Annotated in this window: 17 protein-coding genes; all 17 read right to left on the reverse strand. The window is 52.3% G+C overall.

Annotated elements, in window-relative coordinates; genetic code table 11:
* Window position 1: 1 nt before the first annotated feature.
* The gene (locus PT964_RS03810; RefSeq protein WP_274362001.1) at window positions 2-865 is read right to left on the reverse strand and encodes a carbohydrate ABC transporter permease; all 864 of its coding nucleotides are present in this window, start codon (window positions 863-865) and stop codon (window positions 2-4) included.
* Window positions 866-868: 3 nt separating this feature from the next.
* Window positions 869-1,828 (reverse strand): carbohydrate ABC transporter permease, encoded by a 960-nt coding sequence (locus tag PT964_RS03815; RefSeq protein ID WP_274362002.1) that lies wholly within the window; start codon window positions 1,826-1,828, stop codon window positions 869-871.
* Complete coding sequence (locus PT964_RS03820) at window positions 1,825-4,815, reverse strand: extracellular solute-binding protein (RefSeq protein ID WP_274362003.1); 2,991 nt, start codon at window positions 4,813-4,815, stop codon at window positions 1,825-1,827. Before PT964_RS03820 ends, PT964_RS03815 begins: the two co-directional genes overlap by 4 nt.
* Before the next feature lie 101 nt (window positions 4,816-4,916).
* Window positions 4,917-6,332, reverse strand: coding sequence for an ABC transporter substrate-binding protein (locus PT964_RS03825; protein ID WP_274362004.1), 1,416 nt, complete (start codon window positions 6,330-6,332; stop codon window positions 4,917-4,919).
* Window positions 6,333-6,918: 586 nt separating this feature from the next.
* Window positions 6,919-8,088, reverse strand: coding sequence for a sn-glycerol-1-phosphate dehydrogenase (locus PT964_RS03830; RefSeq protein ID WP_274362005.1), 1,170 nt, complete (start codon window positions 8,086-8,088; stop codon window positions 6,919-6,921).
* Window positions 8,089-8,118: 30 nt separating this feature from the next.
* Complete coding sequence (gene araA, locus PT964_RS03835; protein ID WP_274362006.1) at window positions 8,119-9,609, reverse strand: L-arabinose isomerase; 1,491 nt, start codon at window positions 9,607-9,609, stop codon at window positions 8,119-8,121.
* On the reverse strand, window positions 9,603-11,315 hold the full coding sequence (locus tag PT964_RS03840) for a ribulokinase (protein WP_274362007.1): 1,713 nt from the start codon (window positions 11,313-11,315) through the stop codon (window positions 9,603-9,605). The genes araA and PT964_RS03840 overlap by 7 nt, the downstream gene beginning before the upstream one ends.
* Before the next feature lie 17 nt (window positions 11,316-11,332).
* Window positions 11,333-12,028, reverse strand: a complete 696-nt coding sequence (araD, locus tag PT964_RS03845; protein ID WP_274362008.1) for an L-ribulose-5-phosphate 4-epimerase — start codon at window positions 12,026-12,028, stop codon at window positions 11,333-11,335.
* Between the two features lie 133 nt (window positions 12,029-12,161).
* Window positions 12,162-13,250, reverse strand: coding sequence for a GntR family transcriptional regulator (locus PT964_RS03850; protein WP_274362009.1), 1,089 nt, complete (start codon window positions 13,248-13,250; stop codon window positions 12,162-12,164).
* A gap of 85 nt (window positions 13,251-13,335) precedes the next feature.
* The gene (locus tag PT964_RS03855; RefSeq protein WP_274362010.1) at window positions 13,336-13,710 is read right to left on the reverse strand and encodes a DUF488 domain-containing protein; all 375 of its coding nucleotides are present in this window, start codon (window positions 13,708-13,710) and stop codon (window positions 13,336-13,338) included.
* Window positions 13,711-13,756: 46 nt separating this feature from the next.
* Window positions 13,757-14,848 (reverse strand): GTP-binding protein, encoded by a 1,092-nt coding sequence (locus tag PT964_RS03860; protein ID WP_274362011.1) that lies wholly within the window; start codon window positions 14,846-14,848, stop codon window positions 13,757-13,759.
* The gene (locus tag PT964_RS03865; protein ID WP_274362012.1) at window positions 14,845-17,301 is read right to left on the reverse strand and encodes a GH116 family glycosyl-hydrolase; all 2,457 of its coding nucleotides are present in this window, start codon (window positions 17,299-17,301) and stop codon (window positions 14,845-14,847) included. Before PT964_RS03865 ends, PT964_RS03860 begins: the two co-directional genes overlap by 4 nt.
* A gap of 106 nt (window positions 17,302-17,407) precedes the next feature.
* Complete coding sequence (locus PT964_RS03870; protein WP_274362013.1) at window positions 17,408-18,247, reverse strand: carbohydrate ABC transporter permease; 840 nt, start codon at window positions 18,245-18,247, stop codon at window positions 17,408-17,410.
* A gap of 18 nt (window positions 18,248-18,265) precedes the next feature.
* Entirely contained in the window at window positions 18,266-19,165 is a 900-nt protein-coding gene (locus tag PT964_RS03875; protein WP_274362014.1) for a carbohydrate ABC transporter permease, read from the reverse strand.
* A 12-nt stretch (window positions 19,166-19,177) separates the two neighbouring features.
* Window positions 19,178-20,485 (reverse strand): ABC transporter substrate-binding protein, encoded by a 1,308-nt coding sequence (locus PT964_RS03880; RefSeq protein ID WP_274362015.1) that lies wholly within the window; start codon window positions 20,483-20,485, stop codon window positions 19,178-19,180.
* Window positions 20,486-20,528: 43 nt separating this feature from the next.
* Window positions 20,529-21,512: a LacI family DNA-binding transcriptional regulator gene (locus PT964_RS03885; protein WP_274362016.1), complete on the reverse strand. Its 984-nt coding sequence runs from the start codon at window positions 21,510-21,512 to the stop codon at window positions 20,529-20,531.
* A gap of 156 nt (window positions 21,513-21,668) precedes the next feature.
* Complete coding sequence (locus PT964_RS03890) at window positions 21,669-22,580, reverse strand: dienelactone hydrolase family protein (RefSeq protein WP_274362017.1); 912 nt, start codon at window positions 22,578-22,580, stop codon at window positions 21,669-21,671.

The following is a 22,580-nucleotide window of genomic DNA, read 5'->3' on the forward strand; positions in this document are numbered from 1 at the left end:
CCTACTCTTTCAGTCCCGAGTGGGCCATTGTTTGTAGAACCATGCGCTGCGTGATAATAAACACCACGATGGTCGGAATGATCATCAAGAAGCTTGCGGCCGCCAACGTGCCGACCCGCGCGATGACTCCGGCGCCGCCGCTGATCGTCTGAATCGCCAGCGGGAGCGATTTCATGTCCTCTTTGGTTGTATACACCATCGCAGGGTAAGGATCGTTCCATGCCTGGATAAAGCTGAACAAGGCGAAAGTCGCGATCGCCGGCTTCAAGAGCGGCATAATGACCGTCCAAAACACTTTCCACTCCGACGCCCCGTCCATGCGGGCCGCTTCAAGCAGCGCATCCGGTATTTGCCTCAGAAACTGCGTCATTAAAAACATGCCGATCGGCGCCGCCAAGTAAGGCAATATCATGGCGAAATACGTATTCATCAAGCCGCTTTTGCTGATGAGCAAATATTGAGGGATTTGCAATACCATCGGCGAAAACATGAGAGCCGTTACAATCATGCCGAATATTTCTTTCTTGAAGGGCATCTCGTGTTTGGCAAGCGGGTATGCCGCCATCGCGGAAATGACGACCCCGAAAAACACGATCCCGGAGGTAACGACGACGCTGTTAAGAATAAATCTTGAGAACGGGACGAACGAAGTGCCCGTAATGAGCAGCAAGTCGCGAAAGTTAAGCAATGTCGGATTGACGACGAAAAATCGAGGCGGAAACAAAAACAGTTCGCTGATCGGCTTTAGGGCGGTTGAAGCCATGTATACCAATGGAGCAAGCATCAGTAAACCGAAGCCCGTCAGAAATGTATATAGAAAGACGCCGCCCCAGTCCACTCTTCTACCTTTGACCATGCCATCCATCTGCTAATCCCTCCCGAGCCATTTGAAAATGAGGCGGTTTAATCCGAGCATCAAAATAAACAGTACGACCGCGATTGCGGAAGCGTAGCCCATTTCGAACCGAATGAACGCGTAATCGAACAGATGGGCAAGAATCGTATGGCCGGCATACAGCGGGCTTGGCAAACCGACCAGCTGCACGCTGACATCGAACACCTGCAACGAAAACACCACCTGCATGACCGCGCCGAACAACAGCTGCGGCTTAACGGAAGGGATCGTTATATAAAACAACTGCTGCCAACGGTACTTCACCCCGTCAATCGCTCCCGCTTCGTAAAGATCTTTGGGCACGTTCTGCAGCCCCGCCAAGAAGGCGAGAAAGCCTACTCCCATGCTCATCCATAGCGAGACGATAATGATGACCGGCACGATGGAGTCGACATTCTGAAGAAACAAATACGGTTCGTCCAAAATGCCGAGATCCATCAAGAAATAGTTGAGAAGCCCTTTCCGGTCGCCGGCGAACAAATAAAGCCAGACGACGGACATGGCGACCGCGCTTGTAATGGAAGGCGTATAAAAGCACAGCGTGTAAAAAAATCGGTATTTAATCGGGATTTGGCTGATTAACCACGCCAGCAGAAACGCCAAAATATAACCGAGCGGCCCCGTTACAAATGCGAATTTGAGCGTAATGCCGATCGCTTTCAGAAAGATGTCGTCGTCGACGAACAATAATTTGTAGTTCGACATCCCGATAAACCGGGGAGATTCCAATATGTTATAGTACGTGAAGCTCAAACCGACCGAAGTGACGATCGGAACAATCGTAAAGAACGTAAACAAGATAAGGAACGGGGCAAGGAAATAATAGGAGACCCTGTTCCGTTTCACTTCGGACCACAATAAGGCCAACTTCCCCGGTTCAAGCGCTCTCGCCGGACTTTGATTCGCAGCGATCGCATTCTTTTGGGTGCTCATCGTTTCGCCGCCTCCTGTTCCAAGCCCGCCCGGACGGACGGCCCGTCGTTCAAGCCGAACTCTTCCCGCTTTTTGCGCAGCTCCTTGTTGATTTCTCTTACCCCGTCTTCGACGGCTTCGCGCGGCAGCTTTCCGTTCAGCACGATTTCGTTCCACATGTTCCCGATATAGCGGGTCGTATAGTAACCGCCAAGAACAACCTCGCGCTCCCTAAACCATTCCCATTGCTTCATGATGGCGTCGATATCTTCTTTATTCCAAGGCAATCGGTTGAGCGCCTCGATGTTCGCCGTATTCCACCTTGCTTCGACGCCCAGCAACGTTTCGAGCTCGGAGCCGAATCGTTCCTGGGCATCCGCTCCGGTCCACCATTTCAAAAATTGCCAAGCTTCTTCTTTCTTGTCGGAGCTCTTGAAAATGATGCCGGTTTGCGCAAGTCCGCCCGTGGAACGGTTAATTTGACCGTCCGCCTGCTTCATGCCGGGCATCGGCTGCATTCCCCACCAGCCGGTCAGTTCCGGAGCGGCCGTAGACAGCAAGACATAAGTGGAATAGTCCGCAACGCCGATCGGCATTTCGCCGGAACGGAACCGATTGTAGAAATCGGCTTGCTTTTGGATCTTGTAATTCGTAAACAAACCGGTCCACATTTCCATCGCTTCCAATGACTCCGGAGAGTCCAATGCGGACGTTCTACCATCCTCGTTATAGAAGTTTCCTCCATGCTGGAACAAGAACGGAGCGAATTCGTTGATCGCACTGTTCGGGTTATTCGGAGCATGCGGATAAAAGAAGTCCATTCCGTTTTGCTGAAGCAGCGGAATCAAGTCCATCACTTCCTGCCACGTTTGCGGAATGTTTTCTTCGGCGATCCCAAGCTGTTCCATGATGTCTTTTCGATAGAAAAGCATATAGAAATTTTGATTTTCCGGCAGTGCGAAATCGCCGCCGTCGTACTTATACGGAATTAACGCTCCCGGACGGAACCGTGCGGCTACTTCCTCATAATCCGGAAACTCGTTTAAATTTACCAATGCGTTGCGCACGGCAAAATCGATCGGAACCTCGCCCTCTACTCCAAGAGCGACGTCGGGAGCAAGGCCCGCCGTACTCGCAAGCAGCAGCAGCTGCATCTGTTGCGCCGGAATGACGTTCACATTGACTTTAATTCCGGTTTCCGGCGTAAATTCTTCATCGATCATTTGTTTGGTAATGTCGACCCAGTCTCTTCCCCGGGCAACCCAAACGTCGAGCGCCTCTTCCTCCGCGTAAATGTTCCCTACGCCGCCGTAATCTTTCGTGAAGGAGCGAATCAAATCGTTAACACTCGTTCCTAATCTTATATACCAAGGAGCGGCCGCCTTCGGCCAAGGACGGTCCGGGGATTGAACGATCAAGTAGTCCAGGACAAGGCTTTGTTTGCTCAAGCCGTTTACCCACAGTCCCAATGCCGATTGAAGATCCGTAATCGCCTGCAGTCTGCCGGGAATTGTCGTAGTGTCCTTCGCCAGGCTTAAAATTTGGTCGCGCGCCTCGTATAACGTGCTGACTTCGGAGCTGCCTTGCGGTACGCCAAGCTCATAGAGCGCTTGAATCGCGTCATCCAAATCCTGCGCCATCATATGAAGTCTCGGAATGAGATTCGGAATATTTCGCTCCAGCTCCCAATCCGCATTCGGATCCGGGTTCGTGCCGGTAATATGTATGACTTCCCGGCTGAGCAAGGAAATCTTATGGGTCGTATCGATGATCGACTCCAGGATCGGTCCGAGCGAGCCGACCTGCACCTCCAACCGGATCGTATGCTTGCCTTCTTCCAAGTAAAATAAGTAAGGCGTCTCATCGCCGAGCTTTTTGATTTGCCATTCCGGGACATATTTAAACAGCACTTCATTCATTTCTTTAAAAGGCACTTTACCGTCGATCGTTACCGTCCGCTGCACCGGAATGCCGTTCAAAAACCACTGACCGAAACGCATCCCGATATGGTACAGGCCGCTTTCCGGCACTTCAAATTCCCACTCCGCCCACTGCCCGCCGTTGCGCCAGCCGCTGCCGCCGAAGCTGTTTAATACGACCGCATTGCTGTTGAACGGCTCCGTAATCGGCTCGCGGTCTTCGATTCGTTTCAGCGTCGGGTCCGAACGGAGCGAGGCTTGTTCAGCCTGAACCTTTATCACCCGATTCGAAACCGGTGTATACCCTTTTTCTTCGTATTGTTTAAGAACCTCTTCATAGGACGGCAATCGGATCGGCGAGAACACCTTCAATTGTCCGATCGCCGCCGGTTCGCGAATCGCGTTGATCCGGATCGTGTGCTTTCCTTTTGTCATGTAGAAACGAAGCGGCTCGCCGACTTTTCCTTCCGCATCCCGAAAATCTTTATATTGCCAGCCGTAAACTTCTTCCCGGCGAGGATTGAATTCATTCCCTTGATTGTCATGCCACGTCTCTCCGGCTTCTCGCCACATTCGTTGGAATTCAATTTTTTTTGCCTGAAAGAAGGGATATTCTCCGTCAACCTGTACGCTTCTTACGATGGAAGACCTCTTGCCCGGCATCGTATAAAAGGTCATTCCGAGCTGATAAAATCCGTCTTCGGGTACTTCAACGGTATATTCCGCCCAGCTGTTTTCTTCAATCAAAGCCAAGACGGCGCCTTGTTTATCGCCTAACCCGGATTCCAAGCGCGTCCCGTTGCTGCTGATCGCGGCGTATTCCGCGGAGGGGATCGTAAGTTCAAACCCGTCGGTATCTTTGGCGCCTCCCGAGGACAATGCTTCAACATATTTGAAATAGGACGGCTCCAATTTATTTCTGATATCGTCTTCGGCCAATATCGATTCAACGTCTACATCCGTGTACTTCGGGATACTCGCCATAACGGTATCGTCGAATGCTCTGGAATGGTTCCACAGTATAAACGAGACTGCCAGGACAAGCACTACAATGATGCTGACCAGGTACTTTCGCAGCAACCGCACCACGTGAAGCTCCCCCCATTTCTTTACGGGTTTAAATCATAGCCTTCATAACACTGCGTATAACTCGATTCGCCCCCGCTAAGGGGGCGAATCGACCGATTTGTTTATTGACCGAATTCTTCTTTCAAGATTTTGTCTATGTCCGGCTTCAGCTGCTTTTGCGCGTTCTCATCGATTTCCTGAATGATCGCTTTGGAATCGAGGTTGTTTTTGATCGCCCTTTGAACGCCTTCCAGCCAAATCTCCCAAGCTTTACCGTCAAGCGGATTCAAGGTTCTCGCCGGAATATTTTTCTCGACCTCTTGGTAGAACCTGTAGTCTTCTTGGCCTCCCAAAAATTCATTGGTGTGGTTAATGTACCAGTCAAGCTCCTGAATGTGCTTCCAGCCCGGCTGAACCGAATATTTCGTCCAAATTTTCCACGCGTCTTCGGAAATGGTCGCCCATTGGATGAACGCCCAAGCCGCCTCTTTGTTTTTAGCCTGCTTCGGCACGATGAACGTGGATCCGCCGAGGCCCGCATGAATTCCGAGCGGCATCGTCGTCGCTCGCCATTTGCCTTTTTGCTCCGGCCAAGTTCTTTCGATTTCACGGGCACCCCAGGAACCGAGCACGATTCCCGTCAGCTCGCCCTTCTTCACCATCGCTTTTCCTTCATCGCTCCATAATGCCGACACATAAGGCGACCACTGAAGCTGTTCGCCGCGCTTGGTCACATCGAGCAATTCGACGAGCCGGTCGGTATTGCGAGTCCATTTCATTTGCGTATCGAAGTAGCCGACTTCGTCGCCGCCCCAATGAACCGGTCCGTCACCCCATTCCATGAAGTACTTGCCGTCGGCTTTTAACGTCTGTGCGATCGCGAGAATGTTTTCGGGGTCGGTCATATATTGCGACAATTCGATCGGATCGCTCGGAAGCCCAAGCTGCTCATAAATATCCGACCGGTAGTAAAGCACCCCGGGCGTTACGTCCCACGGCATTCCGTACAGCTTGGCGCCGTCAATGGACTTCCAGCGGTTCCAGTTGTATTCGGATACGAATTCTTCATAGCGTCCGGCCTCGAACGGCGGCATGAGCAAATCTTCCAGTACGTCTCCCGTTACATATCTCGGGAACTGCCCTTGTTCGACCATCGCGATGTCCGGAGCTCCGGTGCCGGCCGCCAGCGTTGTCGCGAGCTTGTCGTGAACTTCCCAGCCTGCATTAACGACGTTGACCTTAATATTCGGATATTGTTCCATGAAAGCTTTGGCGATTTCTTCGGTTTCCGCCACGAACGTCCAAACCGTGACTTCTCCGGAAGCTTCTTTGCCGCTCATAAGATCGTTGACGCTCACTTCCTCTTCAACGACTACATCGGCCGGAGTCTCTTCGCCCGCCGTCTCCGTCGTATCGGCCGGTTCGGCCGTCCCCGGATCCGTCGAGTCCGGCGGTGCCGCAGTATTGCCGCCGCAAGCGGAAAGCATTAAAGAAAGAACCAACAATAACATGATTGCGCTGCTGATCATCCTTTTCATTCGAACCCTCCTCAATTGTATGCCCTTACAAAAATAGATTTTGCTGTCCGGCAATCCTCTTGCTGACTGGAAATACTCGGCATCCCTCCTTTCAAGAGCTTAAACATGCGCTTTTGAACGATGCAGAAGCTAGGAGCTTTGCTCCCGTCATTACGCTTTTCTCAACCTTGAGCACGGTAACGGACATCGGACGAAGTTTCAGCTTCTAACACTCATAAGCCCTCGTAAACGCAACGGCCCAAATGCTCCGAGAAATGTCCGTAAATATGTCGGCTAATTTTCCCTTCGTCATGTCGGTATTTATCGTAACTCGGTTCGTCATGCCGGCAGCCCCGCTTTCCGATTTGTTGAATTATTATTAATAAGTGTATTAAATAATAATATTTACCTTAACATGATACCTAAGCGTCAATTTTCTTGTCAACAACAAATATTTAACCGCTTACATAAAGTTACTGCGATACATGACAAAATAATTATTTCATTAATATACTTATTTAGACCTAACGAAATCGGCTATAAAAATACCCAAACCTTAACAGGAATGGGGTTAAATATACTGTTTTTAATTCTCTTTTTAACGTTGCTAAGATAACCTCTCATTGTACATTTTTAATAATGTGCTTCGGTTCGGCCGCACGAGATGAGCATGACGAAGACTATTTGCCGCGAGCTCGGGAGCCACGCCGAGCTGCTCCAGCGTCGCGGGTCCCCCGACTGCCGTCAGGAGCGCTCGAAGCTCATCCGGCTCGGGAATCGAATCGCGGATGAGCCGGCGAACGGCTTCGCAGTTTTCATGCGCGATCTCTTCAAGCCCATCTTCCGCAATTCGGCGGTATAAATCGGAGATCAGCGTGCAAGCTACGCCGACCTTCGCACCGTGCAGCAGCTGTCTCTTGCCGGTTCGAATATAATCCATCTCCCAATAATGGGACAGATGGTGCTCCGCTCCCGACGCGGGATGGGACTGCCCTAAAATAAGCATGGCGATTCCGGATTCGATCAGCGCTTTGGTAAGCACGGAGATTCCTTCCTCCGTACCCCTGCCGATTTCCGCGGCATGAGTGACGCAAGCATGCAGCGCTTGCTCCGTGATGCCGGCCGCCAAAGGCGAATAAGGCTCTCCGGCGCATAGGCTGCCGAACTTCCAATCGAATAGCGAAGTATATTTACCGAGCATATCGCCGAAGCCGGCGGCGGCCATGACGGGAGGAGCCGATTGCAAAATGTCCGTATCCGCGAAGATGGCGGCGGGGCCGACGGCCGGGACCGTTATTTTGTCCCCGCGAACGATCAGCGGCGCCCCCTTAGAAGTAAACCCGTCAACGGACGGAGCCGTCGGGACGGACACGAACGGAAGACCGGCGGTAAATGCGGCATAACGGGCGATATCGTGCAGCGTTCCCGCCCCGGCAACCGCGATCGCCTCGGCCTTCGAGCGCTGTACGTCAAGCAGCACTTGGACGACGGACGCTTCATCCGCTACAACATCGCCGAGCGGGTTCGGCTTAACGATCGTCAACTCGACCGAAACCCTTCTCGCCAGCAGATGGTTGCGAAGTGCTCTTCCCGCCGCTTCGTACGTATCGGCATCGGCGACGAGCGAAATTCGCCCGTACATCGCTTCCGCCATATAGTTTGCCGCATCGGCGACCGCGCCGGGCTTAAGCAAAACAACTTCCGGGAACGCGACGTGGTCCGTCGGTTCGTTCGCAAGCGCGGCCGCTTCTTTAATAACTTCCAATATGTGAGCCATTGACGCACCTCCCGTGTTCTGACGGTAAAGCTACCGGAGACGCCACGCCATATCGTTCAATCTCAATTCATTGCGCAGCGCATAAGGGGCTGTGTTCTTTCCAATAATGACGCACTCGATGCCTGTCATTTCCGCAAAGTCGGACATATGCTCCGCCGTTACACGGTAAGAAAATCCGGTATGATGGGCGCCGCCCGCCATAATCCAACATTCGACGCCTTCCTTAAGGTTCGGCAGCACCTTCCAAAGCACGCGGGCGACAGGAAGCTTCGGCATCGCTTGGTCAGGCCGCACCGCTTCCACTTCATTCACGAGCAAGCGGAACCGGTTGCCCATGTCGATAATCGAAGCATTGATGGCCGGACCCGATCTGCCGTTGAACACCATGCGGGCGGGATCCTCTTTGCCCCCGATGCCGAGCGGATGCACCTCGAGCTTAGGCTTATCTGCGGCGATCGTCGGGCAAATTTCCAGCATGTGCGCGCCTAACACGAGCTCATTCGCCGGATCCAAGTGATACGTATAATCTTCCATGAAGGACGTGCCCTCGTTGCCCGCCATAATTTTCATCAAACGGACAAGCGCGGCCGTCTTCCAGTCGCCTTCCCCTCCGAAGCCGTAGCCTTGCTCCATTAAGCGTTGTACCGCCAGTCCGGGGAGCTGCCTTAAGCCGTGCAAATCCTCGAACGTTGTCGTAAACGCCGTAAATCCGCCTTCTTCAAGGAACGCTTTCAGTCCCAACTCGATTCGCGCTTGATAACGAATCGCATCGCGAACCGCCCCGTCCTTCCGCCCTTCCGGCGCAATGTCATAAAGCTGGGCATACTCATCCATCAAACGGTTCACCGCGCTCTCTTCAACCGCGTTGACGCGCTGCGCCAAATCGCCTACACCGTAACCGTTGACGGACCAGCCGAATTGAATTTGCGCCTCGACCTTATCGCCTTCGGTTACGGCGACTTGCCGCATATTGTCGCCGAAACGCGCGACCTTAAGCGCGCGGCTCTCCGCGCAAGCAACCGCGGTACGCATCCAATCGCCTACACGCCGGCGAACCGCAGGATCTTCCCAATAGCCGACAGCGACTTTGCGGGAGATGCCCATGCGGGCGCCGATAAAGCCGTACTCGCGGTCGCCGTGCGCCGCCTGATTCAGGTTCATAAAGTCCATATCGATCGTGTCCCACGGAATGTCGCGGTTGTACTGCGTCGCCAGGTGAAGCAGCGGCTTCTGCAGCTGGGACAGCCCGGAAATCCACATCTTTGCGGGCGAAAACGTATGCATCCACGTAATAATTCCGGCGCAATTGTCGTCCGTGTTCGCCTCGATCATTAACCGTCGAATGGCGTCCGGCGTTGTCAGCACCGGCTGAAACACCAGCTTGAACGGGATTGCGTCATCCCGGTCCAAGCCGGAAGTAATGTTCCTCGAATGCTCCTCCACTTGCTGCAACGTTTCCGGTCCGTACAAGTGCTGGCTTCCCGTCACGAACCAAAATTGATAAGGCTTCACCGTCAGCATTGCAAAACATCCTCCTCGAGTGTCGAACGATTATAGGTTTTGGAGTGCTCTTTCATTTCTTTCAAACGTTTCATCACATCGTTCTCGCCGCGTCCGAAATAATCGTGAAGCTTCGAATATTCTTTATAAAGCTTGTCGTAAACCGCCACATGCTCGGGAATCGGTTTATACGTTTCTTCCTGTACGCGCGCCATTCGCTGCGCCGCATCGACGATCGAATCGTAGCCGCCTTTGTCTTTCCCCGCCGCAACCGCGCCGAACATAGCCGCACCGAGCGCCGGCGTTTGCTTCGAGGCGGCGACTTTAATTTCGCGGTTCGTCACATCGGCATAGATTTGCATCAGCAATCGATTTTTTTGCGGCAGTCCGCCGCAGGCGTACAGCTCATTAACCTCTACTCCGTTGTTATGGAATGCATCGACGATTTTGCGCGTTCCGAATGCCGTCGCTTCGAGCAGCGCACGGTACATTTCTTCCGGCTTCGTCAGCAGCGTCATGCCGACGATCAAGCCCGTCAAATCGGTGTCCACCAATACGGACCTGTTGCCGTTCCACCAATCGAGCGCCAGCAGCCCGGTTTCGCCCGGTCGATATGCGGCGGCCCGCCGCTCCAGCCATTCATGAACGGAAACGCTTTCTTGTTCCGCCGCTTCTTTGACGTAAGCCGGAACCGCTTGCTCCACAAACCATTCGAAAATGTCGCCCACCGCCGACTGCCCCGCCTCATAACCGAGATACCCGGGAATAATGCCGTCTTCGACGACACCGCACATTCCTTCGACTTCCTTCTCTTCGGTTCCGAGCAGCATATGGCAGATCGACGTCCCCATCGCCATCACAAGCATGCCCGGCGTAACGACGCCGACGCCCGGAACGGCCGCGTGCGCGTCGACATTGCCTACGGCTACCGCCGTACCCGCATGCAAACCCATCCGCTCCGCCATGTCGGCGGTTAGCTCCCCGGCCTTCGTGCCGAGCGTCACGATTTCCCCGCGAAGCTTCGTTTCCGCCAACCGTTCGAGCCGCGGATCGAGCGATTTGAAGAAATCGCCGCTAGGGTATCCCTCTTGTTTATGCCATATCGATTTATATCCGGCCGTACAGCTGTTCCGGACGATATTTCCCGTCATTTTCGATACGACCCAATCCGTCGCCTCCAAAAACCGGTCCGTCGCTTCGTAGATTTCCGGCGCCTCGTTCAAAATTTGCCATACTTTGGCGATCATCCACTCCGAGGAAATTTTTCCTCCGTACCGCGGCAGCCACTTCTCGCCGCGGGCGGCGGCAATTTCGTTCAAGAGGTTCGCTTCGTCCTGTGCGGCATGATGCTTCCAAAGCTTAACCCAGCTGTGCGGGTGGTTCTTGAACTCAGGCAGCAAACAAAGAGCCTCGCCGTCTTCGTTCACCGGAAGCATCGTACAAGCCGTGAAATCGATGCCGATGCCGATCACGTCCGCGGGATCGACGCCCGACAGACGAATGACGGCCGGAACGGATTCGGTCAACACTTTGATGTAATCCGCAGGATGCTGCAGCGCCCAATCATCCTCCAGCTTTAGGCCCGACCCGGGCAGCGTTTCGTCAATTACAAGGTGCGGGTAAGGGGTGACGTGATCGGCAACCTCCGCCCCGTTCTCCAAGTCGACCAGCACCGCGCGTCCGGATTGCGTGCCGTAATCGATGCCGATGGCATATTTTTTACCCATGCTCTTCTCCAACTCCTTTACCGGTTCGTTTGTCCGTAATACGCATTGCTGCCGTGCTTGCGCAAATAATGGCGATCGAGCAGCGTTTGATCCATCGGCTGCACGCCCGGATTCAAATGAACCGTTCGATGCGCGATTTTGGCCACCTCTTCCAGCACGACCGCGTGATGTACCGCATCGTGCGCATCGTTGCCCCACGTAAACGGCGCATGGCAATGAACGAGCACTCCGGGAACGGCGTTCGGATCGATTGTTCGGAACGTTTCTACAATCACGTTGCCCGTTTCCTGCTCGTAAGCGCCTTCAATTTCAGCTTCCGTCATCGGCCGGGTGCAAGGGATTTCGCCGTAGAAATAGTCCGCATGCGTCGTGCCGAGCGCCGGAATGCCGCGGCCCGACTGAGCCCAGCTCGTAGCCCACGGGGAATGGGTGTGCACGATGCCTCCGATCCGATCGAAAGCTTTGTATAGAACCAGGTGCGTCGGAGTGTCGGACGACGGTTTGTAACGGCCTTCTACGAAATTGCCCTCCAAGTCTACGACGACCATATCGTCCCGCTTCAGCTCTTCGTATGGGACCCCGCTCGGTTTAATGACGACGAGCCCCGCATTCCGGTCGATTCCGCTTACATTCCCCCACGTAAACGTAACCATTTTGTACTTCGGCAAGTCTAAGTTCGCTTCAAGCACCTCTTGCTTCAATTGTTCCAACAACTGCGATCCGCCCTCCCCGCCCATCTGACATTCACAACACCAATTATACAATTGTACGTACAACTTGGCTATAAAAATATTACAAAACAAATAAGCCTGTACATACAAGTGTACAGGCTTATGTATAGTATTATTATATCGGTCTCGTAGAATCCCGGACGACGAGCTCCGGCACATATATGATGTCTTTCACGGTATCGCCCGGTTTGCCCTCCATCATGCTAAGCAGCATTTCGGCCGCCGCCTCTCCCATTTCCGTCTTCGGATGGACGATCGTAGTAAGCTTCACCTCGGTCGCGGTCGACAGCGACGAATCGTCAAACCCGACGATCGACAAATCCTCCGGTACCGATAAACCGGTCCGTCTAACCGCTTCAAGCAGCCGGACCGCAAGCTCGTCGTTGTAGCATACGAATGCGGTCGGCCGTTCCTCGAGCTGAAGCATCGATAAGGCGGATTCGTAGGGAAGCGTCGATTTCGTTTCCGTCGTATATTGGGTCACCGAGCTGCGCTGCAGCGGATGACCGCGCTCAATATGCGCTCTGATGAACCCTTTCAACCGATTTGCGCCTTGAAGATCGTCCGTCTTGAAGAAACCGGCAATATGCTTGTGGCCCAAATCGAACAAATGCTTGGTCGCCGCATATCCGCCCGCTTCATCGTCCATTTTGAGACAAGGGCAATGCAGCTCCGGATACCGCTCGTTAATCATGAGGAACGGAATTCCTTGAACGTGCAGCGATAAATATAAGTCCAGATTCGGGTTGCCTTGCGCGCTTTTGGTCGGCTCGATAATGAGACCGCGCGTGCGGTGGGAAAGAAAAAATTGGAGATTCTCCCTTTCCTTTTGCTTGTCGTTATCGGTGCTCGACAGCGTAAGGCCGAAGCCGCGGCGTCTTAACGCACCTTCCGCGCCGCGCACGATATGCGGGAAAATATAATCCGAAATATACGTCGTAATCATACCGATCGTTTGCGTTTCCTGAGCACTTCCGGTATTTGGCTGCGCTACGAACGTGCCCTTACCTTGAAGGCGGTACAGCCATCCATCCTTCTCCAGCTCGCTGAGTGTTTGGCGGACCGTCTGTCTGCTCATTCCGAACCGTCCCGCGATTTCATGCTCGGACGGCATTTGATCGTTAGGCTTCAACTGTCCGGAGGTTAGCCAAGATAAGATCTCCTGTTTAAGCTGCATATATTTCGGCGGTTGTCTGTCGTTCATCGTACACCCCAGAATGTTTTCATCGTTGGTTTCGATTATAACACAACAAGGTTGTATGTACATTCAAGAAGCCTGAAGTGTCCCTTCAGGCTTCTTGATTCTCCAAATATTGTTTTAGGATCGTTGCATGGTTCAGCTGTTCGTTCCTCGCGGCATACAACAGCGTGACCGTCTCCCGTGCGGCCAAATCGCGAAGCCTCTGCAGAGCTTCCTGGTGCTCCGCATCCGATAATTCCACCATGTAACGTTCTTTGAACGCTTCGAATCGATCCGGCATTCCCTCCGCCGTGTGATGAAACCAAGTTCGCAATTCCGTGCTGGGGGCGATTTCCTTCATCCATGCCGTTAGCCGGGCCTTCTCTTTCGAGATTCCCCTAGGCCAAATGCGGTCCACTAAAATTCGCGCACCGTCCCCGCTTTCGGCATCCTCATAAATTCGTTTCACGTTAATGTTCTGCATCCGTTTCACCTTATTTGTCGGAAATCATTCGTTGATTCATACTGCGTTAAACGATTCGGTATGTAGGCACCGGGCGCGATGGCGCAAAACAATCCGCTTGCTTAACGTCTACCCTGACCGCATAACGTTCCTTAATGCCGCGCATCGTTTCTTCAAAAACATGAAGAAGCTGCTCGGGCACGGAATAAACGCGCGCATTCAGCCAAAGGGTAAGCCGTTCGGACGACCAAGCCTCGGCGGGACTTCGGTCCACTGTAATCGCATGATTGTTAACGGCGCTAACCTTAAACTCCATCCTATCATCCTGTGCCCAAAGCTTGCAATGAGCGATCTGAGCACCGCGTTCCGACAACCCTGTAACCAAAGCACCGAACATCGCAAGGCAAAGTTCATCCGCATGATCGATCTTGCCTTCAATCGTAACGCCGGCGTTCAACCAGCCGAGATGAGATTCCCCTTCGGCGTACGTATCGTAATCGATGTCCAGCACGTGAACCGGCCGGAATACATCCTCAATAAAGAGCTTCTGTATCCATCGCTCCACCCCATTAGCGGTTAAGGCCGATAAGGGGATCGGATCTGAATTGTGATATGTGTTACCTAATTGATCGCATAAATGATTCACCTCATGATCCGAAAGCGTATCCGATTTATTAAGCACGATGTAACGCGCTTCTTCGAGCTGTTTTTGAAACACATATGAGATTTCGGGACTGAAATGCGATGTTTGCGACAAATGCTCCGACAACCGTATAGGGTCCGCCACGGCCGTCAGCGGCAACACCTTCAGCAGGTCGCCGTGGAACGATTGCAAAGGTTTGACAACGGTAGCCGCAAGATCGGTGCAGCTGCCCACCGCTTCCGCCAAAATAACATCAGGTCGATGCCGCGTAATGATTTCATTGATCGAATCGACCAATTCGTCAAACCGGCAGCAAAAGCACCCCCCTTCGATTTGTTGCAGAGGTATTTCCTTTTTTAACACCATTTTCGAGTCGACCAGCTGCGAGCCTTGATCGTTGGTCACGCAGGCGACTCGACTGCCTCTTGATCGCAGCAGCTCTGCTGCGGACAGCATCAAGGTCGTTTTTCCTGCTCCCAAAAAACCGCTTAGCAAAACAAGCGCCGTTTGTTTCACAACCTCAGCTCCCGTCCGCATGCATAAACCGTTACGCCGCTTATATCGCCGTACAACACATTCACTTCGGCTTCAACCTCGCCGCTGTCGTCATTTTTCTTCTGTGAATAAGTGCCCCACGCCTTACCGGTGCTCCAGAACGTCGAGAAATTGTCCTTGGAAAGCACGGGATCGAATTTCATCGTCCCTCGAGCCATGTCATACTCGAAACCGCTCAGCGCCACAAGTAGCCCCCAGCTTGACATGGAACGGGCATAATGGTGTCCGCACTCCACTTCATTCCAAGGATTGCGCCGAATGCCGTCGTGCCTGTCTCGCACAGCCTTTACGATCGTCAATCCTTCTTCGATAAAACCTTCGTAAATCAAGTGTGTAGCTACATGGTACTCGATTCCGGTCCAAACTTCATCGGAGTATACAAACGGAAGCCGCGGTCTTCCCCCGTTCGGCCATGAGCATAGCAGCAAGCCTTGCTCATCGTTTAGAACATAGGTTCTTTGGCAGTTCACGTGATTGGTAAAATCGGTTTTGAAGTTGTACTTATAAACCGAACGGATCGCCTGCGCCACCCGTTCTTTCGGCAGCAGGTAGCCTAACCCGTACAGGTGCGCCAGCTGCTGGCCAAGCAGCTGATCCGAAAGGCAGCCCAACCCGTGCTGGTATTTGTACTGATTTACGTCATCGAGGCGCTGAACGTAATACTCGCCGTTCCAGAGCAGCTCGTCAAGCCGCTTCGCGCTTCGTTCAAATCCGTCTCGGTATTGGCCGGCCGTGTCCGTCTCCCCCAAATACAGCGCCATCTCTTCGCCTGCGCGCAGCGCGCCGAGCAAATAAATGCCCGTTAACGGATTCGGTCCGTAAAACTCAATATCGTACGTGTTGTGCTGCTCACCGTCCAGCACGAAATCCCCATCGACATCCCAGTTGATGAATGCGTATTTGATCGTCTTTTTTACATTCGGCCAAAGCTCTTTCAAAAACTCGTCGTCGCCCGAAAGCTTCCATTCCCGGTATACGCGCATCACGGTGCCCATTTGCCCGTCAGCGGCAGCCGGCGCGGATTTGCCGTGCCACATCCATTCGGAATCGAACATTTTGAAGGCGCGGAAATTCATCTTCCCATCGCCGTTCACCTCTTCCAGCAGCTCCGTGCGCCGCATATTTCGCTCAAGACTCGGGAAGAGAAACGCTAACGTCTGCGCATAATTCCAAACGTGCGTACATGTTCCGTCGCAGCAGCCCGCATCGTCGAAGCAGCCTTCATACCCTAAAAATCTCCCGTCCTTTAACCAAAAGCAAGACGTACTGCGCAGCACCGGCATGTTGCCGGCCAACGCGTCAATGACATAATTCGGCAGCGTTCCTTCAAAAAGCGCGTCATGAAAACCAAACGTTTGCGCTCTCAGCCTCTCCAGATTGTTTTCCAAATAAACCGCAACCGCCCAGGAGCTGTCAAACCTATTTACATAGTAATTTTGCGTGATCTCGCGCCCGGGCTCCTTCACCCGGACATGCTCGTTCCAGCCGTTCACCCGGTTCGGAAAATACCAGGTTAACATAAACCGGATTTGTTTCGTTTCACCGGGTGAAAGCCGCTCGCATATGCCCAGCGTGCCGGTATCCGTCTTATGGTCTTCCGACGGCGTTTCATACCCCAAATCCTGCAATCGGCCGTCATCCGACAAATCGTCCCAAAATTCCTGAAGGTAATCGAACCATGCCCCGCGAAGCCATGCCCGTTTGAACGTTACGTTTGCGTTCGCGGTAACTAATGATACGTTACCGAAGCTCAAATCGTTCTCCGCATATTTATGCGAATGCAGAAACAGACCGGATAAGCTTCCTTCCTGCCTAAAGTCGTTGACGTTTTGCCCCGCATTCGATAAGTTCAAATTTCCGAACCGGTCGAATTCGATGCCTCCGATTGGATTAATGATCGAGCCTGCAATCGTTACGTCAACGGGGCGGTCCGTCCGGTTCGTTACCCGATAAGTAAAGATTGCGCCTGGAATGCCGGAATCCTCCTCATTCAGCGGAATCAAGGGAGTATAAGCTTCCAAACTGACATGAACGGGCAGGTCGGCGTCCTCGAAATCGATCCAGGCAATCGGATATTCCCCGCGCAAAACCGATTTATCCATGCGCGGCAGCCCCGCCCCGGTGTTCGGATGGTACCCGTGCGAGAGCGCATGCGGAGGATTCAGCTTGGATTCCAGCACTTTCACGACCGGATCGCGGCCTTCCGGCTTCGCCCAAATCGCAAAGTACGTGTTCGCCAGCTTGCTGCCTTTTCCCGGCTTGTTGAATATTTCCCAGTCTCTCAGCTCGCCGCGGCTGCCGAGAGATACGTTGCCCGCTCCGATCCCGCCTAGCAGAAACGCCGCTTCGTCCGCTTCACCCGTGAACGTCCTTTGAGATCCGAAATCGTACAGCTCTTCCTTTGAAAAAACCATAGTTACCCCTCCGCCCTTATCCGTATTTAACTTTCTCAATATCAAGTCCAATTCCATCTTCATTGTTCTCTGTAAGCGTTTTAATTTCCTTCAAGTTTTCGATAATCTAACCCTTGATGCTTCCCAGCGTCGTTCCTTCAATCAAATATTTTTGGCTGAAGATGTAAAACAGGAGAACCGGCACGATGGACATCATGACCCCCGCTAATATGGCGGAAGGATTTCCGTTGCCCATATACCCTTGCAATATCGTAAGGCCTAGCGGGAGCGTCATTTTTTCGTATGTATTTAAGAAAAGCAGAGGACCGAAGAAATTGTTCCACGAACCGATAAATGTAAACACGGCTACGACGGCTGCCGCCGGGGCTGCAATCGGCATCATAATATTCCAAAAGATGCGAAATCGGCTCGCTCCGTCCACCCTTGCCGCCTCCTCCAGTTCTTTCGGGATCGTCATCATATACTGCCGCAATAAGAAGATGCCGAACGGATTCACAAGCGCAGGAACAATGAGCGATGCGTGCGTGTCCATCCAGCCGAGGTTTTTGATCGTGATGAACAGCGGAATGATGGTCACCTGCGACGGAATCATGAGACCGGATAACAGGAGGAGAAACAGCGCCGTTCTCCCCGGAAATTGCAACCTTGCGAATGCGTACGCTGCCGTCGCGCATGTGACCAATTGCCCCGCGGTAATAAAAAGCGCTATTTTCAAGCTGTTGAGGAAAAAGTGAAAAAACGGCACAGCTTCAAAAACGTATGCGTAATTTTTCCAATCGTATCGCGTCGGGAATAGGGCCGGGGGCAGCTTAAACGATTCCATCGCCGGACGTAAAGAGGTCGAAAAAATCCATAGGAAGGGGAAAATCATCAAAAAGCCCGCAGCGATAAGAATGATCGATATTGCCAATTGTCCGATGCTTTTAGACGGCGCCGCTCTCGTCATATGCGGTTCCCCTCCCCTTTATTGATAATGCACCCAGCGGTTCCCGAGCCTAAATTGAATCATCGTTAACACGAGAATGATGACAAACAAGGTGAGCGACACCGCCGATGCGTATCCCATCTCAAAAAATTGAAACGCGTGCTCATAAATATACATGTTGATCGTCCGCGAGCTGTCGCCGGGTCCGCCTTTGGTGATCAGGAAAGGTTCGTCGAAAATTTGAAAGCCTCCGATGAGTCCCATCGTCGTGATGAAAAATATCGTAGGCGTAAGCAGCGGCAGCGTAATTTTCCAAAATACGGTCCGGCTGTTCCCACCGTCGATTTCCGCAGCCTCGAAATAGTCCCGGGGGATGCTTTGCAAGCCGACGAGAAAGAAGATGAACGAACTTCCTACTCCTTTCCAGACGCTGAACAGCACGATCGCAGGTATGCTCCACACCGCCGAGTTAAGCCAGGGAATCGGTTCGATGCCGAGCTTTCCGAAATAAAAGTTCAAGACGCCGTAATCTTTGTTTAAGAGATAACCCCAAGCCAGCGCCACAGAGGCGGTCGTGACCATCGTCGGAAAGAAGAACACGGTTCGAAACAAGTACTTAAGCTTATTGGACAGCACCCGGTGTACGCCAAGGGCTAACAGTAGTCCAAGCACGATATTGATGGGGATGAGCAAAAATAAAAATTTGACGGTGTTGAGATAAGAAATAAATAACCGCTTATCCGACAACAGAGCCGTAAAATTGTCAAACCATACGAATCGGGCGGGTGTCAAAATGTCATATCTCGTAAAGCTTAATGCGACCGCAGCGATTACAGGAATGCCGATGAAAGCCAAAAACCCGATAATGCTGGGTGCTATGAACAAATAAGCCGCCGCTATTTCCCTTGACTTTTCTTTTTTTAACAAGTAACTCGCCATACGCAGCACCTTTTATATCCCTTCATCGAGTGCGGCCTGCATTTCTTTCGTCGCATCGTTCAGCGCTTGCTCTACTTTCATTTCGTTGGCCCAGATAGCGCTTACATATCGATTGAAAATGGAGTCCAGCTTGTTGAAGGTCGGCGGTGCTTGCACCGGTCGAGCCGTATTGGCGCTTTCGTAGTAAATGCCTCCGTTTGCCGGCGGAACCTTAGGGATGACCTCATCGGCCACCGCCTTGCGGGAAGGAATCGACCAAGTGGACGCCAACGTCTTTTGCGGGCCGACGCCATTTAAATATTTGATAAGCTTCCAGGCTTCGTTCGGATGCTTGCTCGCCTTTAAGATCGGGAATCCGTCCACCCCGTAGATCGTCTGCTGCGTTTTGAATTTAGGAATGTATTGAATGTCGAAATCGCGGAAATTTTGATCGAGATATCCTTTGACAGGCCATCTTCCCGCGCTGTGCATCGCGACATGCTGCTGAAGGAAGGCGTCGCCCATCGTTCCGGTTTCGGAAGGCGACGGAGAGTACTTATGTTTGTATATTAAATCGTGGAAAAATTGGAACATCTCGATGTTAGCCGGGTCATTTAAAGTACACTTGGTCATATCGTCGCTTAGAATGGCGGAGCCGTTGTTAAACAGCCAGGCTTCAATGAGAAACCAGCCGCTCGGAACGATAAAGCCGAACACCTTCTCTCCGTCTTTTTCCCTTGTCAGCGCTTTGCAATAATTCAAAAAGTCGTCCCCGGACCAATCGGGCTTCGGTACCGGCAGTCCGGCTTCGCTTAACATCTTGGTGTTCATATAGGTGACCATATTATTCCATGCAAAGGTTAGAGCATAATATTTCTTATTTACGATAAACGCTTCTTGAATTTTCGGATGAATGTCATCGAGATCGTTTACCGGGTCCGATTCCATGAAAGGCGTCAAATCGAGAGCCATATCTTTCGCGACGAACAGCTGCGTGCCTTCAATAGCGATGTGAGCCACGTCCGGCGGCTGCCCTCCCGCAATCATGGTGGACAATTTATTGAAATACCCTCCCCAACTGTCTCCCGGCACGTACAGCAGCTCCACCTCAATCTCCGGGTTTTCGCTGCGGAAGCCGTCCAAAACTTTATCCCATTCCTCCTTATCGTTGCCGTTCCCCCATCGGGCGAAAACAAGCTTCGCTTTTCCTCCCGAAGAACCCCCTGACGATTTGGAAGTGCAAGCGGCTAATAGTCCCGATGCGCCGAACCCGATGACAAGCCCGGCTTTACCGAGCCATCCAAGAAATTCTCTTCTGGACATTTGTTTGTCGTCACTCATACTCATCCCTCCGAAACTGATTTTTTTCCTGCCGGGCTTTCATTCATCCATGAAAAACTAAGCTGGGCGGAATCACAATCTTTCGAATATAGTCGTTCCCGTTGATTGCCTCAAGCAGCGTCCGAACCGCTTGTTTGCCGACCTGCGACTTCGGTATGTCGACTGTCGCGATCGGGACGGGCAAATTTCGCAAGCTTTCGATATTATCGCAGCCGACTAATTCAATATCTTCCCCAGCCTTCAACCCCATTTCGTCCAAAGCTTTGTACGCGCCGAGCGCAGCCTTGTCGCTGCAAGCGAAAACAGCCGTCGGCCGCTCCGGGCGATTCAGCAAATGCTTCATTTCCAGGTAGCCCTTCTTCTCTTGCTTATCGAAGTTCGGAGAAATAAACTCCATATTCAGCGGAATGCCGTGCTCAATCAAGGCGGAACAATACCCGGCGAACCGGTCCGTTAACGTTTTGTACTTTGACGGACCGGAAATAAACCCGATGCTTCGGTGACCTTGCTCGATCAAATATTGCGTTGCGATGTAGCCGGCGCCGTAGTGATCCGCGTAAATGCTGATAAACCCGCCGCAATGCAAGTAGTTATCGACCAGGATGACCGGGACGGGCGATTTTTTCAGCTTAAGCAGCAATTCATCGGTAATTAATCCGCTGCCTAAAAGCAGCAAACCCGACGCCCCGACCGTCCACGCGTCCGGGTTATTTTTCTCGCTTACGAACGTTAAGACAAGTTCATAGCCGAGCCCGCGGCATTCCTGCTCGATCGCGCGTATAATCGCGCCGTTAAACGGATCCGCAAACACCGATTCGGACGATTCCTCAATCAACAGCCGAATAAATTGAACGTCATTGTTTACAGGGGGTATGTACTGAAGCTTTTCGGCCGCCGCCAAAATTTTCGCTCTCGTCTGTTCGGACAGCGACCCTTTCTGATTCAAGGCCAGCGAGACGGTGGAAACGGAGTATCCGGTAAATTCTGCAATTTGTTTTATCGTAGATTTATTCAACTTTTTTGACATTGCCGCTCCTTCGTTTCGTAATTTCTTTACGTTCGATTGCCGCAGTTTTAGTAAATGTTTATTCAAAAGAATCCGACGTATGTTTATTAGTTTTGATGAACGCAAAGAACGTCCCATGCGCAAGGGCAAGGGACGTTCCCCGTCTTGTTCGTTTGATTATAAACGTTCGGCAAGAAACCGAACGATCTCGTTGCGCATTTCCGCGGTTTCCAAGTGGGCGACGTTATAGCGCAGCAGCTTCCAGTTGTCCGGCGCTCCGTCGCGAAGGTAAACTTCTTGAAGCTGCTTGTCGACGATATCCAATCCGGCGGGCGGCGTCAGCAAATCATAGTTGCCTGCCGTGCTTAAGTGGCATCTTGGTGAAATTAACGCGTTAATTTCGGAGGTCGTAAAGTGTTTCAGTAAAGCGGGTACATAGTAATAAATGCCGTGTCCGTCCAAGCCGCGCGACTCGATTAACGAATGAAAATCGGTAAGACAGCAAATGTCGACGCAAACCTTCACTCTCGGATCGAGCGCGGCCGTCCACCAAGCCATCGTGCTTCCCATCGACATGCCGAGCGTCGCAATCCGGTCCGCGATCACATCGTCTCGGGATGCCAAATAATCGATCGCCCTTAGATTGTCATAAACCATCATTCCCCACATAACCCGGCCGTTCCAGAGCATTTCCTTAAAAATTTCGCTCTCCGTTCTGCCTCTTCTTTCCCCGAAGCCCCACATATCGATGCAAAAAGAAGCGAAGCCCAGCGCGGCAAGCTCTTCAGCATACGGCTTTTTGTACATATACACGTTGCTCTTGATCAGCTCGTCCTTCCCCAGCTGATAGTTGCCGCCATGGGAATGATTGAACAGAACGACGGGAGTCGGACCTTCCGCCCGCCGCGGCTTCGCGAAGTACGCCGGAACCGTCTCCATTCCGTTCAGATCGAGCTGCAATCGCTCCAGCGTGTAGCTTTCATGCACTTCTTCGTCGATTTTGTTCGCCGTAATGACGTTTCGGTCCGGAAGGTCCCCCAACAAACCGTACAGCTCTTGGCGGCGTGCTTCTTTGTCCGCAATGTTCAT

The organism is Paenibacillus thermotolerans, from assembly GCF_028745515.1.
GTDB classification, from domain to species: Bacteria; Bacillota; Bacilli; order Paenibacillales; family YIM-B00363; genus Paenibacillus_AE; species Paenibacillus_AE thermotolerans.